General features: G+C 37.7%; 18 protein-coding genes and 1 pseudogene. 2 read left to right on the top strand and 17 right to left on the bottom strand.

Features of this window, described 5'->3' with window-relative positions; all coding sequences use genetic code 11:
- The first annotated feature begins 31 nt into the window (after window positions 1–31).
- Window positions 32–529, top strand: a complete 498-nt coding sequence (locus U5L75_00810) for a hypothetical protein (GenBank protein MDZ7726105.1) — start codon at window positions 32–34, stop codon at window positions 527–529.
- A 53-nt stretch (window positions 530–582) separates the two neighbouring features.
- On the opposite strand, the gene U5L75_00805 is transcribed toward U5L75_00810, so the two are convergent.
- From U5L75_00805 to U5L75_00740, 14 genes are all read right to left on the bottom strand, one after another.
- Window positions 583–927 carry an LOG family protein gene (locus U5L75_00805; protein ID MDZ7726104.1) on the bottom strand — a complete coding sequence of 115 codons (345 nt, stop codon included), beginning with the start codon at window positions 925–927 and terminating at the stop codon, window positions 583–585.
- A 76-nt stretch (window positions 928–1,003) separates the two neighbouring features.
- Entirely contained in the window at window positions 1,004–1,738 is a 735-nt protein-coding gene (locus U5L75_00800) for an N-6 DNA methylase (GenBank protein ID MDZ7726103.1), read from the bottom strand.
- A gap of 455 nt (window positions 1,739–2,193) precedes the next feature.
- A complete protein-coding gene (locus U5L75_00795) occupies window positions 2,194–2,571 on the bottom strand; it encodes a hypothetical protein (protein ID MDZ7726102.1) in 378 nt (125 codons plus the stop codon).
- A gap of 121 nt (window positions 2,572–2,692) precedes the next feature.
- On the bottom strand, window positions 2,693–2,989 hold the full coding sequence (locus tag U5L75_00790; GenBank protein MDZ7726101.1) for a hypothetical protein: 297 nt from the start codon (window positions 2,987–2,989) through the stop codon (window positions 2,693–2,695).
- Window positions 2,964–3,728, bottom strand: coding sequence for a hypothetical protein (locus U5L75_00785; protein ID MDZ7726100.1), 765 nt, complete (start codon window positions 3,726–3,728; stop codon window positions 2,964–2,966). The genes U5L75_00790 and U5L75_00785 overlap by 26 nt, the downstream gene beginning before the upstream one ends.
- On the bottom strand, window positions 3,718–4,095 hold the full coding sequence (locus U5L75_00780) for an ATP-binding protein (GenBank protein ID MDZ7726099.1): 378 nt from the start codon (window positions 4,093–4,095) through the stop codon (window positions 3,718–3,720). The genes U5L75_00785 and U5L75_00780 overlap by 11 nt, the downstream gene beginning before the upstream one ends.
- Window positions 4,096–4,923: 828 nt before the next feature.
- Window positions 4,924–5,862, bottom strand: coding sequence for an ATP-binding protein (locus U5L75_00775; GenBank protein ID MDZ7726098.1), 939 nt, complete (start codon window positions 5,860–5,862; stop codon window positions 4,924–4,926).
- Between the two features lie 38 nt (window positions 5,863–5,900).
- Window positions 5,901–6,071 (bottom strand): hypothetical protein, encoded by a 171-nt coding sequence (locus tag U5L75_00770; protein ID MDZ7726097.1) that lies wholly within the window; start codon window positions 6,069–6,071, stop codon window positions 5,901–5,903.
- Between the two features lie 5 nt (window positions 6,072–6,076).
- On the bottom strand, window positions 6,077–6,286 hold the full coding sequence (locus U5L75_00765; protein MDZ7726096.1) for a helix-turn-helix transcriptional regulator: 210 nt from the start codon (window positions 6,284–6,286) through the stop codon (window positions 6,077–6,079).
- A 729-nt stretch (window positions 6,287–7,015) separates the two neighbouring features.
- Window positions 7,016–7,333 (bottom strand): DDE-type integrase/transposase/recombinase, encoded by a 318-nt coding sequence (locus U5L75_00760; GenBank protein MDZ7726095.1) that lies wholly within the window; start codon window positions 7,331–7,333, stop codon window positions 7,016–7,018.
- Window positions 7,334–7,496: 163 nt separating this feature from the next.
- The gene (locus U5L75_00755; GenBank protein MDZ7726094.1) at window positions 7,497–8,024 is read right to left on the bottom strand and encodes a transposase; all 528 of its coding nucleotides are present in this window, start codon (window positions 8,022–8,024) and stop codon (window positions 7,497–7,499) included.
- 333 nt (window positions 8,025–8,357) lie between these two features.
- Window positions 8,358–8,804: a hypothetical protein gene (locus U5L75_00750; protein MDZ7726093.1), complete on the bottom strand. Its 447-nt coding sequence runs from the start codon at window positions 8,802–8,804 to the stop codon at window positions 8,358–8,360.
- A gap of 856 nt (window positions 8,805–9,660) precedes the next feature.
- A complete protein-coding gene (locus U5L75_00745; GenBank protein MDZ7726092.1) occupies window positions 9,661–10,176 on the bottom strand; it encodes a hypothetical protein in 516 nt (171 codons plus the stop codon).
- A gap of 164 nt (window positions 10,177–10,340) precedes the next feature.
- On the bottom strand, window positions 10,341–10,874 hold the full coding sequence (locus U5L75_00740; protein MDZ7726091.1) for a hypothetical protein: 534 nt from the start codon (window positions 10,872–10,874) through the stop codon (window positions 10,341–10,343).
- Between the two features lie 535 nt (window positions 10,875–11,409).
- Between U5L75_00740 and U5L75_00735 the strand changes: the two are divergent.
- A pseudogene (locus tag U5L75_00735) lies at window positions 11,410–11,622 on the top strand (DUF6444 domain-containing protein).
- 75 nt (window positions 11,623–11,697) lie between these two features.
- Here the strand turns inward: U5L75_00735 and U5L75_00730 are convergent.
- From U5L75_00730 to U5L75_00720, 3 genes are all read right to left on the bottom strand, one after another.
- Entirely contained in the window at window positions 11,698–12,354 is a 657-nt protein-coding gene (locus U5L75_00730) for a tyrosine-type recombinase/integrase (GenBank protein ID MDZ7726090.1), read from the bottom strand.
- Between the two features lie 228 nt (window positions 12,355–12,582).
- Window positions 12,583–13,083: a hypothetical protein gene (locus tag U5L75_00725; protein ID MDZ7726089.1), complete on the bottom strand. Its 501-nt coding sequence runs from the start codon at window positions 13,081–13,083 to the stop codon at window positions 12,583–12,585.
- A 434-nt stretch (window positions 13,084–13,517) separates the two neighbouring features.
- Window positions 13,518–13,841, bottom strand: coding sequence for a TraR/DksA C4-type zinc finger protein (locus U5L75_00720; GenBank protein MDZ7726088.1), 324 nt, complete (start codon window positions 13,839–13,841; stop codon window positions 13,518–13,520).
- Window positions 13,842–13,861 lie beyond the last annotated feature (20 nt).

Raw genomic sequence — 13,861 nt, 5'->3', positions numbered from 1 at the left:
AAATGGTGTTTTTGTTGTATACTGTGTGCATATGAATAATAATAGATCAATTATCATAACAGTCGGGGTACTTCTTGTGCTGGTAGTTGCGGTGGTTGCGTTACTTTTAACACGGCCTAGCAGTGAAGAGGTTAACCCTCCAGAACAAAATGAAGAAGAATTTAACAGTGTTAGTGGGGACAGTGAAAATTCAGTAATAGTGAACGATCAAATTCCCGGAGACGTAGTTTTTTATGACAGTCTCAATCTTACAGAAGACGGTTTTGTTGTTGTAAGAAATGAAGTAGACGGTGAGCCCGGAGAAGTTATCGGTTCTGCTTTTGTGGAGGCCGGTACAGATATGACGGGTAATGTAGAGCTTGATGAGTCCACATCCGAAGGAGATCAATACTACGTAGAGCTGTACACAGATACAAACGAAAACGGTACCTTTGAAGAGGACGAGGACGAGCGAGTAGAAACCGAAGGTGGTAGTGCGATCAGAGTTCAAATTACCACTACGGTAGACCTGCCTGAGGTTAAAGGATAAGCAGATAATACAGGACTAAAACAAAAAACCGCTTCTCAAAAGCGGTTTTTTGTTTATTCCTTACGCTTAGGCGCGTTTTTGACTATTTTAGAAATTTCATCTATATCTTCTGTCATTGTGTACAGCTCTTCGTCTCCCGGGCCGATAGTTTGATATTTGTTCACCAACATATTGTGAATAAAATCGTCCAAAGCTCCCCAGAATTCTTCACCGACAAGAATTATTGGCACTCGCGGGATCTTCTGCGTTTGAACCAAAGTTACAATTTCAAAAAATTCATCCAGAGTTCCGAATCCTCCAGGAAAGTAAATATAGGCTTCCGCTGAGAAAGCAAGCATTACTTTTCGTGAAAAGAAGTATCCATCCTGATGTAAATTCCAACCATTCTTATGACTCAATTTTGTATAAGGGATGGAAACAAAAAAAACACCGTTATTTAAGGAATTTGTATTTCCATTGGCATAATCAATAGTTTTAAGATTTTTGCTTTTTAATAATACAAATACAAGTATATGTAGATTTACTTTGAAAAACCTGAGTACTACCAAAGTCCAAAATTCTTAGTGCTAAAGCTTCTTCATAAAAGTATTGTCGCACTGCTCTGCCATTTACACTTTTAAAAAAAGTATTCATGGTAATATAGCCAAGTGTTCCGTTGGGTTTAAGGTTTTCAACTCCTAATTGAAAGAAGGGTATATATAAGTCTGGGTGTCCAGAATTGCTCACTTTCCAATTTAAGAGAAATTGTCTGGATTCTTTATCAATATTTCTGGAACAAACATAGGGAGGATTACCAAGTATAATATCAAATCCTTCGTAATTACGAACAACATCTGACCAATTAAAAATCAATGCATTTCCTTGATGTAGGTTGAAAGAAAAATCCGCTGCTTCTCCTTCAGTTATCGCGAATAGAGACAATAAAAGTTTAGACCTAGTTATAGAAAATTCCTGAATGTCTAATCCAAAAATGTTTCTCTCGAAGATTTCTCGATATGTTAAATCAGTGTTTTTCTTGATTAACTTTGCTGCAGTGCAAAGAAAACCTGAACAACCACATGCCGGGTCGCATATTTTTAAATTCTTAAAATCAGTTACATCTGCATAGCATTGTTCTACAATATATTCCCTGATATGTTTAGGCGTGTATACAGCGCCAGTGACTACTTTTTCTTCAGGTGAAATAACGAACTCAAGGAACTCTATCAATTCCTAATATCTGAAAAATGGTGAATTGCTAAGAAAATCCTTTAACGTTGAATAATCCTCATCTTCTTTATTTATCAGGAAAGTATTTAAAAGCTTGTTTTTCGTTTTTTTTATACCAAATGAATGCAAAAAAGCGGTCACAATCAGACGATTGATCTTTTGTGGATCGACCGAATACGAGCGAAGATATGTAAATATTTCTTTACTCATTACTTACGATAGCGGAAAATATTTTGTCTCGTAAAGTGATTATGTGTGTTTTCTGAAAATGCCTTAAAATAATTGTCCCACATACGTAGTTGCGCCCTGCAAAATAATCTTTTGATAAGTAATATCCTCCAGTAATTGATTTACGAAGTCATAATCTTTTGAACTATAGAAGTTATTCAATACAAAATGGAAACCTAAGAATAGATCCATTGGAGGATGCGGCAATCTAGGAGCCCCTAACAAGATTAAATCTCCTGAATTGACTGATTCAATTTCATTTCCGCCTGCTTGAAAATGGTACAAGGGTGAGTGAATTTTGGTGTATCAGACTCAATGTTTTTATCTAGATGCCACCAGTTCACATATTCTTTCTTCTCATCATCATATCCTTTAATATGGAGTTGAAAATCATACACTATCGTGGGATTGTAAGATGTTTCATCAACCTCAGGATCTATTTCACATTTGTGAGTAAATAGTATTTCCAAATGATCAATGTTTGATGGAATGGTGCCAGAAATCTTTTTATCTATATTGAAAACAATATTTTCAACAGAAATTTGAAATTTTTCACCACTGTATTGCAAATAACTGTCAAGATTGGCCAATTCAGTTATTTCCATAGGTACTTCATAATCTCTTATAAGTTGAATAAAATCGGATAAATCTCTGGAATATAGATATGTGTCCCAATCGTTCAGTATACTTTTTGCTATTGATTTTAATCTATTTTTCTCATTAGGTTTAAGGAATTCTAAAAAAGATAGGCTTTCCAGTAGCTGCATCAAACTTTTTGGGTTCTAATCCAGCTTGAATTGAGAGGTATTCTTTGTCCTGCCACTCCAATAAATCTTTTTTATACAATTCTAATCCATCTATTGGGTCTATTGGTAACGATGTTTCCTTACAGATTGTCCAATAACTAGTACTTTTAGCATATTTTGTAGGCTCTTGAATTGACAGGGATAATCCAGTAATTTTCTCTAATTGCTTTAATCGCTGCTCTGCATTTAATTTACGCAATGAGTTCTCCTCCTTCATTATGTTTTTTCCACCAATCGATAAGACCATCAGGTCCACCAACGTTTGTATGAATCCTGAAAAAATGCCTTCGATATCTAAAACTATCAAATATATTTTTAAGCTTTTCCCAATCTTTTGATTTTTTAGATACCCCAAGTCTTGCAGATAATACATCTTCCCCTAGGAGAGGGCCGATAGTCTGTATTAAATTGTTCAGAATGAAACTTGAAAATGCAAATACATCATTACTAAACATTTCTCGATTGAGTTTTTCCACAACTCGATAGTCGAGAATATCTTTTCGATCGTCAGTAATATTCAAAATCTTAAAAACATCAAATTTCTCATCACTTATTTTTTGATAAGCATTTATTAGACTTATGAATCGATGAGAATATTTTTGAAGATTGTTTAATAAAGTGTCCTTTGAAATAGAAAGATCGAAAAGGTCTTGACTTGTTAAATCTTTATAATAATCACTTATCTTTGTTTCGCTTGAAATTAGCACTATTGGAATATCCTTATGCTTTTCTGAGTTAATTGTTCGTAATGTTTGTGCAATTGTTGGGGCATCAAATATAGCTGTTGTTTCAGTCAATCTATAGTCGAAGAGTAAAAGGTCATAGCCATCTACCTCTTTAATAGTTTTCTCAAAACTTTTCGGAACGTGATGTTTAACTTCAAAACCTTGGCTGTTCAGGTCGTGAATAATTGATCCAGGGTCTAAATCTTCTATGTATAAAATTTTATAAGCCATATCTTTCTAATTCTTTATCGTTTGCTTTCGGAATTTCCACACGAATACATGTTGTATATTCAGCTTTTGGAGATGCTACATACACATTTCCCCTGTAGCTTTTAATAATGTCTTTAACTATTTTCAAGCCCAACCCTGTACCTAAAATCTCATTACTTTGATTTAGACTTTCTAAATCTATAGCTGATGTAGTTGTATAAAATTCATCGAATATCAATTCTTCATTTTCTTTTGAAATACCATCTCCTGTATCAGAGAATTCTAAAAAAAGCATTTCGTCCTCGGCTCCACATTCAATTAGGATTTTCCCCTTTTCTCCAACTCTTTTTATTGCCTTCTTAGAATTTGTATAAAAATTGAAAAGGATTGGAAGAACTATTCAGAAGGATGCATAGATTTTGTATATAGATATGGATTTCCAATTATAGGTTCTACAAATTCAATTCCCGATTTTTTTGCATCAGTTTTTATTGAATTGATGAATGGAGTAATTATGTGAGAAAGGTTTAGAGGTCGCAATTCCCGAACGACATTTTGAGAAATAACATTATCGAAATAAGAAGTATAAGTTCGGAATGAAGAAAAATTGTTGTCTAAGATTTTAGTCCGAGCTAATGATATCTTTTTCATCATGCAGTCGGTTCGAGAAGGTATCTAATATCACTTTGAATATCATTCACGTAATATTTTATCTCGTGGATGAATTGTCCAACTGTCAATCCCACACTACTTAAGACCCTCAGCATAGACCTTTCTTTAATTGTTTTTTCTTGCTCCGCTTTTTGAATTGTTTCTAGTTCATCAATTGCTTTTTGAACTTTCTTAATTCTTCGTTTTCTTCTTTTTTTAGCTTCAATACTTCCTGCGATTCATCTTCAAGTTCACGATCTAAGCTCTGCAAGTGTATGGGCTATGTTTTTTATCCCGAAATCGGTTTTTTCCCGATTACCTTTTTCATCTTTCTGCTGTCCAGAATGTTACTTCGGGGTACCTTCTCTACTTCTGCAGAATCTAAGTCACGCCAGACATGATTGATCTATATATAAAATTTTGAAGCTCTATGAATGCTTCGTTTTCTGCAAGTCCCTCCCTACTTGATGTTTCATTGAATACTTCATTTTCATCTGGAATTTCCACAAATCCAAAAAAATTCATATTGGCGTGAGCCGGTAATAATGATCGTTGCCTTGAGGATTTATCTAGAGTGTGAGCCGATTGCCAGCTTCTCCATATGGCAACACCCTAAAACCATTTCGATACAACCTGATTCCGCCTTGTGTTCTAGCAATTTTCTGAATACTTGAAACATGCATAGAAGGTATAACGTCTTTGGTAAATAGAAATAATATGCACGGAACCAAGTATCTTTTATTTTCTGAAATGGAATTGAACTGTCATCAGGATTACTGCCAACTTTCCCACCAGTATTAATATCCAATTTAGAACTCCTTACCTCGAATTCACCGTTTCCTCCTTCATCAACAAAACCTTCAATTGTTGCCAACGCGTGGTCATAAACCATAATTCTGTCATCAGCAACCGTTTTGGTCTCATTATTGACAATCATTATAAACTTTGTCTTGAATCCTGGGTCTTCTGTTTCCTCCTTCCTTTTATTTTCCTTGTCTGCACTTTTCTCCGAAATTGGAAAAGGTTGGATAATGTCATTAACATACCGGTAGATTCTTTGTATCGCTGAAGTTGACCATTTATCTTTTAATCCGCCTATTATCAGCGTCGTTCCCTTTTCTCTTATTTTTTCCGTTTCCTCAAGTTTGTTTGTGATAGAAGTTAAATCTTTATCTCTTTGATAATCACTCCAATTGATGGTAAGCTTTAAAGCATAATTCGCGTTTTCAACTTGCGTAATTATAGTTAAATTGGTTCCTAGGCGTTGAACTGCGAATCTTCCAATTCCTTTTTGACCAGCTCTTTTCCTATTATATTTTCGTGAATAGGGGTTATGTATTTTACTTGTAGAAGAAATTCTCATAAAACCATCAATTAGCTCATCTTTTGTCATTCCATCTCCATCATCTTTGATATTTAAAGTCCCGCCAATCTTATCAGTGTCGATAAAAGTTAAAATGACCTCTTTAGCATCTGCGTCATAGGAATTTTCAAGCCCCCGCAACGGCCGTTTCTTGAACTGAGCTGACTGAATTCATCCCCCTAGCCGGTCAATAACACCTGCATCAATTGAGAAACGCACATTTGTATCATCCAATCGAGCTCAATCCATTTAGAGATGGAAAGGATTTTATTATTGTTAGAATCATCCTTTGCCAACTCTTCATAAAGCTGTTTTTTTAGATCTATTATTTTATCTGATATATCGTCCATAAGTTCTAATTCGTTGTTGGAACAAATAGTTCACGAATGTTTACCTCCAAATACTTGGCAATCTGATAGAACACTTCGATTGAAGGCTGCACATCATTCGTACACCACCTTGAAACGGTAGATTCCGTCCTATCAAGTTTCCTTGCAAGCTCCTTTGAAGATACTTTTTTCTCTGCCAAGACAGCCTTAATTCGATTGTAGCTAATTTTTTCCATAATGCATTTTAATTGCTGTTTAATGCAAATAAACAGAGTTCAAAACTTTCCATTTTAGCTAGAATTATGCTCTTATGATTACTTCTTTAGTTATTGTCGATTACAAATATCACTAAAATATAGATAATTATATTATTGTAAGAATTAATTATTGTTCCAAAGCAATTTTTCTATTCAGAGATACAACAAGGTCGAGCCTGAAAAGATATTTTACATGCGGTTGAGAACCTATATGTCATGCATGACTTACTTAGCCTTATGAAGTAATATAAAATGCATTTCCAACATGATAACTAGATAATTAAAGGTGAAATAACCGAGTTTAAAAAATGGCATGCAATAGTCCTAATCCGGCAATCATCCTATTCGAATAGTCAAGAGGGCTCTAGAGCAAGCTCTTTGTGGCTGTCCCGAAGGGCAGTCACAATGTGCTTGCTGAGGGAGGGATGAAAATAAAACCTCCTGCTTGGTTTATTCCTTTTTGTTATTCTTCTCTCACTAGATTCGAAGCACTTAAGTTTTCTGAGGGCAATTGTAGCTATATAATACTCCCTATTTCCTGTACCAAAGGAGCAGTTTGTTAAGTTAAATATTTGTTTGTTTTAGGCTGCATTTTTGCAGATAGATTCCTGATACGCGTCATTGGGTTTCTTTTTAATTGTTTGATGTTTTTTCTGGTTATAATAATCAATATAATCCCTGACTCCTTCTAAAAGTTCCAGACCATTGTCACAAGGATTTAAAGTAGATGTAATTGTACTTGATGCTTTTCCAGAACCTTTCGATCCAGATGTTATCTATCGCTCTTCCTTTACTATCCATTGATATTTGTATTCCCTGTTCTTCCAGGTAATGTGTCCAGGCAAAACTCGTGTATTGAGATCCCTGGTCAGTGTTGGTGATCTCTGGTTTTCCGTGCTGTGCTATGGCATCTTTTAAGACACCCAGCACCCATTGCTTACTCATATTGTTACTGATGCCCCAGCCAACGATTTTGCGGCTGTAAACATCAATAATAGCAGTCAGGTACATAAACCCCTTGGACATGGGGATATGTAATATCAGTACACCAAACCTGGTTGGCGTGCGTGATCTTCATCTCTCTGAAGCAGGTAGGGCTTAATAAACTCGTTTAAGGCTCCTTTTGTAAGGTTCTTCTTGCGATAAAGGGTATGATGCCCCATGAGCTTAAAAAGGCGCCGGATCCGCTTTAGGCCCCACCCGGTATTCCCATTTCCTTCAGCATATCAACCATTGATACGACTCCCTCGGTAGGATGCTTCAGAAGATGCTTATCCATGATCTGCATCATCTTTACGTTCTCCGGTTTTTCCGGAACTGGCTGATAGTATAAGGAACTCCTGGTATAGAAGAGATATCGCATTGCTTTCTGTATCGATAGCGCTTTGTGATTTGGCCGCATCATTTCCATTCTTTGTCTGATATCCCCAGTCTCCTGGCACTTTTTTTTTAAAAAGTCATTCTCCACTTTTAACTGCCCGATCTGAGCGTAAAGCCTGTCAAGATCCGGAGAGTCCTCCTGCGATTTTTTGCCCGTGCCGTTTTCAAAAACTGTCGACATCCTATCCAAAAATTCATTTTTCCATTTGGAGATGGTCACAGGATTAACCTCAAATTGATGACCCAGCTCGGCCAGGGTCTTCTCGTTCTTAATGGCTTCCAAGGCAACCTTGGCCTCGAATTCCGCACTGAATTTACGTCTTGATTGTTTTGTCATAGGTTTAGTAAATTTAATGTATTAATTTTAACTAAACCTCTGGTCTAGGATTTCAGGAGTATTATACTAACGTTCCGACGATATGATTCGTAGTTGGCCCTGGGCTACCCAAAATTCCCGGGGAGCGATTGCGGGAGCTTGCTGGCCTTGCGCAGTCAGTGGGCGCGTTCTTTAGGCGAGGGGATTTTGGGGAGTCACAGGGTGGCGCGGGTTTTGCGAAACACATAGTCATGTCAGGATGATTGATTCACAATAAAGTTATGAAAAAAACCGGTAACTCGCTCCAGCAAAACGCGTGACAAAACTATGAATTATATCGTTTGTTGTAGGGCGTTATAATTTTGACATAGATATTTCAGTCGTATTTAAATCTTTTATCAAATACTTTGTATCATGAATAATTACCTCACATGATGTTGGACTTCTCCAACCACCAAAGGTTACACAGCATCGTTCCCCAACAATATTAAATCTGGAAAAAATCTCACCAATAGGAATCTCTCTTTTATTAGCAATATTTTTACAACATCCCTCCATCCCATAAGTAATTTTCTCGATATAGAGTTGAATGTATATCTCAGACGTCGTAATAACAAATCGGAAAGACTCTCCGATATATGTATCATCATCAAGATTAGTCCAATTTATTTTCCCTTCGGAAAGGAATGTAATCCATTTATAATAATCCATATCAACAGTATTAGATGATATTTTATGTCCTTGGGAAAACGTACTAATCGAAAGAAAAATTAGAAATACATATAACGATACTTTTTTCATACAATAATTTTAATGAATCATTTTTTTCAAGCTTACACGACTTACCTAATGCCCTACAATTGTTTATGTAAAAACCTTTTGTCCGGTTTAGTCTATTGTGGTTGTTTTAGTTTTAAGGTTATTATGTGTACTAAAGGTTTTTCTACAATACAATAATTGGTTTGTTATGTGTACATTTCTTATCTCGTATATCTCGCAGGCTTTAAGCCTGTAGACACACCTTTTGTTATCTATATGTCTGGCAATCTGTCTGTGAATTATCCAAAATCAAATTCATTTACATGGCTTGCTGAATAAAAGTAAATAAAAAATTTGAATCGATACTAAAGATCTGCTGTAAAATATGCTGCTTGGAATTGATTACAGTTTCTGCCCGGGGCAGAAATGATTCGCCAGTTAAGCAATTATTGTAACCGGGAGATAGATTATAACCGGGAGATAGATTATAACCGGGAGATAGATTATAACCGGGAGATAGATTGTAACCGGGAGATAGATTGTAAATCCTTTTTCAAAGTGCGCCTGGAACTTTCACACTATATAGTTCATGCCCATGCCGGCGCACAAAAAAAGGCCTCCCCGTACGAGGAAGCCTTTTCACACTATTAACCTATTAAAAATTAACAGATCTCACCGCTGCGTTTGATCCGGAAGAGTCGGAACACCAATGCTCCGCCTGCTTTATCGGTTCCTGGTGGCCATTCTGCCGGGAGGGAATACCTCCTTTGCAGTGCTTTGTCCTGTTTTCTTAATAGATTCATTGTCTTAGTTTTTTACGACTATTCCAAATGATTCCATAAGCTGAGGCTGCTTCCTGAACGCTACTTTTGAAAGGTCGAAGAAATGCGCCATCCAATCATCCATTTTTGAAAATGCGATATTCTTCGCATCTGTTGAGTCCTGGATGCTCCCTTTCAATCATGTAATCGGCTCGTGCTTTCTCAAGAGAAGCAATGGCTGAAGCTGCTGCATCCAACTCTTCAATGGTAATATTCAACTTTGCCAGCTGTTCTTTGATGCCATTGTCAGCCCCGACCTGCGAATAGAAATTTTTAAGCATTTCAATCCAATGAACATAAGTCGTCCTGTACCTGGCACTTAAGCCTAAGCTTTCATAAACCTCCCGATTTTCTTTGAATACAAGCTTCGCCATTTTGCGATGTTTTAAATAAAGCTTTGTGAGCGCCATCTTCTGCTTATTGAATTCGGCGTACACAACAGTGCGCTTTCTCCTGCGAGAATTGAAAAGTTCGAAAGCCTCCCGGGTAGCGGCAAGCAGAGCTTTCCCCTCTTCAAGAGATTCCGTAAAAAGTCCGAATTTGGACAAAGCTTCTGCAATGGCAGCATCTGTCGTTGCATTGGTTAAAGCCAATTGAAACCTTTCAAGTTTCGCTGCGTGATAGTCTTAAATGATTTTTCATAATTTTAAAAATTTAAAAATTAATAAATAAATATAAACAGTTACGTAACTTCTATAATCAGCTGGAAACGTCTTGTTTCCGGTAATAAATGAATCGCATGATCATGGGAAAATTCCTATGTAAAAATGGTGAGTTCCTTATGGAGGTTTTTATGTATTTGAGCAGTGCTAAAAAAAGACTTTTTGATGCTGCGTACCAGATGTGCAGATGCGCCAACATGCCGTTCCAGGTTCTGATCATATACCCGAACTGCTGCAAAAACACATTTTGATGTTGAAAAGTAGTTTTGCAGAACTGCAGAAACACTGTTCAACATGGAAAAGTACTTTCGCACAACTGCAGAAAGACTTTTTAAGGTGGAAATGCCTGTCTGCACAACTGCAGAAACACTTTTCAACGTGGAAACGTCTTTGTGCACAACTGCAGAAGTACTTTTCAACGTGGAAAAGTCTTTCTGCAAATTAGGGAGATGACTCTTCGACGTCAAATGACCTTTTTCCCTGGCTGCAACATCTGCTTTTGCTGTGAAATAGTGCTTTTGAAGGGTTGGACGAACTCTTTGTTTCCAGAAAAGGTACATCTGCTCGAATAAACTGATCATGATCACGAGACCGAGGATAAGAATCATTGGATTTTCCATGATTTTCATTTTTTTGGTTTATAATCTATCTGTTGTTTCTTGAAAAAAGAAGCTCGTTTACAATGGCCCCTTTATTAGATTAATCGATATAGGGCCAAAAGTGTGAATCTTTTTAGGCGGGTTTTTGCCAAAAAAAAGGATAAATAATTAGGACATAAGTCTTGGATGCCTTATGAACAAAGGGATAGGGGTGAATGAAAAAAAATTAAGAAAAATGGTAAAAAAATGGAACCAAATAGGTGGTATCATTATTTATCCTTAGGTGGGTGCGGTTGAAGTCCACGTTAAAATCCAGTATGAAAAAAGGATATGATGTACAGATAAGATATGAATTGGTCAATACTGATTTCCAACATGGACTCATCGCTGGGCCTTGCAGGTCGCCGATGTTTTTCAATAAAATCGTATGCTGAATATAAATCATCTGCTCTTTGAGTATAATCTGGATTGCTGAGTGACAACAGATTCAAAAATAGCCACCTTAACCAGGAAGATAGAGAAACTGATCAATCTTGTAAATGACCTTCACAGCGAGATAAAGGGTTTGCGAAAAGAAAATGACAAATTGAAAGAAAAGCTGGCCAAATACGAACATCCAGAGAATAGTAATAACAGTTCCATTCCACCCTCGAAGGATGAGAACAGAGTCTTCAAGCGCAAGAGCCTTCGGAAGAAAACCGGACGTGAGCCCGGTGAACAAAAAGGGCATGAGGGCACCACCCTTGAAATGACCGCTAATCCCGATCAGACCATTGAACATACAACAGGCTACTGTGAATGCTGTGGAAAAGCTATTGGCACTGTTCCTGGAGGAAAAAGATAGATTTACTGATTAGAGGTCCATGTCGTCGAGGGGATTGGGAAGGTTCTTTAAATCATTGTCTGCGACGTGGGTGTATATCAAAGTTGTTTTAATGTTGCTGTGTCCCAATAATTTCTGAACGTAGGGAAGGGCAGAGCCCTTTGAAATCAGATGTGTGGCGAAACTGTGCCTGAGCATGTGGGGTGTCACCCGCTTGTTGATGCCGGCCTCCCTGGCTGCTCGCTGGATCACTTTCGCAATGCTGGTCTCTGAATATTGGTGACCGTTCTGTCCCTCAAGCAGGTAATCAACAGGCTTGTATGCCTTTAAATATCCCGTTAGTAACTTATGTAGATTTTTTGAAATGTAGGCCGTCCTGAATTTGTTGCCCTTGCCATGAATGCGGATGGTTCCCGATTCCAGGTCTATGTCGGTAGTTTTTATGTCAAGTATCTCTGCCCTGCGCATGCCGGTGGAATAGAGCAGGGTGATAATCAGCTGGTGCTTTTTATTGGCGCAACCTTCTATCATACGTTGTAATTCTCCCATGGAAAGTACCTTTGGCAAATCCTTTGCCGCTTTCGGCCTGGGAAGATCAATGTCCTGTAAATCTATTCTAAATACCAGGTGGTAGAAACTCCTGATAGCACTGATGTGTATATTCAGGGTGCTGTGGGAATATCCCATGCGTAAGACGATATCATTAAGATATTCCTGTATCTTCGAGGTTCGCTATCTCCTGGAAATTCCTGCCGTGAAAATGATCCGATGAACCGTCTGTGTATACTCCAGGTAACTTACTAATGTACGCTTGCTTCTGTTGCGAAATGATAAGCTCACGCTCAAATCTTTCCAGTAAAACAATCTCTTCGTCACTGAAAACCGATCGCCTTTCCTGCGGCCGGGTCCTGTTTCTCAGTCATCTTCGACTTCCGTGCTCTTTTCAATTGTAGAAGCTTCTATTTCAAATGCATAGGATTTTGCTGATTTGCATAACTTCGCGTAGTTTTCTCCCAATGGTATGGTCCACCTCCTGTTCACTGAGTCGTAATGTGAATCCTCCAATACCCGGAGGGCCTTGTAAAAGTGGGTGTCATAAGTGTGCTTCACGTACATCATGCCTGCTGCTTTGTCAAGCTTAACATGAGCTACCTTCCTCTGTTGCTCAGCCTGTACATCCTGGATATGCCTCAGGTCTGTCATGTCTTCAAGAAACAGATACCTGCCCTTATGCAATCCGTTCAGATACCCCACAACGCCCTTGTAATAGATGATGTGCCACATCTTTAAAGCTCCGCAAAACCGAAACCCTTTTAAACTCCTGAATGCTTCAATCTCATTTCGCTCTAGCTGAGGAAAACCAAGCTGTAGTATTCCACCTAATCGGAATATCCTTGTTTCTATCTTTTTCATCATTAACAGACTTTTTGTTCTGTTAATGTGCTCAGATAAGGAAATATCTGGACAAAAGGTGGGTTATTTATCGGATGAAGTTTGACAGAATTTTACTGAGGATGGGAAGGTTTCTGAGATCAATCCGTTGAAGGGGTGGAAATTTCTATTGAAGTGAAGATTGGAGAATCTATTGAAGTAGGAGGGTAGTTGACTTAAAATTGTCGAGGTTTTTGCTGCACCTCGGAATTATTAATGCGCTATAAATCTGTAATATAAGGTGGTATATTTGTTGCAAAAAAAAGAAAATGAATCGAAGTTCTGATTTCTAATTGGAAAAATTGTATAACCCACGAAATCCTTATTTATAAAGGGGCGCAAAAAATAGTTCAAATATTAAGCGGACATCACTGAAACGGGAAACATATTATATGAAGTGGGAATGTTAACAAATGATCCTAATTGGCACAGTCTACACATAGCAAACTCTCCGGACGAAAGATGATCCGGCGGATGTGGATCTCCTTGCCGCATTTCTGACAAATACCGAACTCTTTCGTGCCGATTTTTGATAATACTCGGTTCAGGTTCTTTAACTTCTCCTCAGCCTGCCGCAAGGAGGCCTCCGTTACACTCTTGTTGTTGATCGCATCCATTCGGGTGATCCGACCTATCGCATCGTCGGGGGCTACGGGCTGACTCATTTCACGGTATTCATTAATCAACCGCTCGGTTTTTGCTATCTCCTTAATAATAATCTCTTTGATCTGTTCCTGTTCCATAATGCTTCTAACTACCTGCT

The organism is Candidatus Campbellbacteria bacterium (genome assembly GCA_034521025.1).
GTDB lineage: Bacteria > Patescibacteriota > Minisyncoccia > Phycocordibacterales > JAXHMZ01 > JAXHMZ01.
The sequence above is the reverse complement of the archived record's forward strand: the minus strand, read 5'-3'. Positions and strand labels throughout refer to the sequence as shown.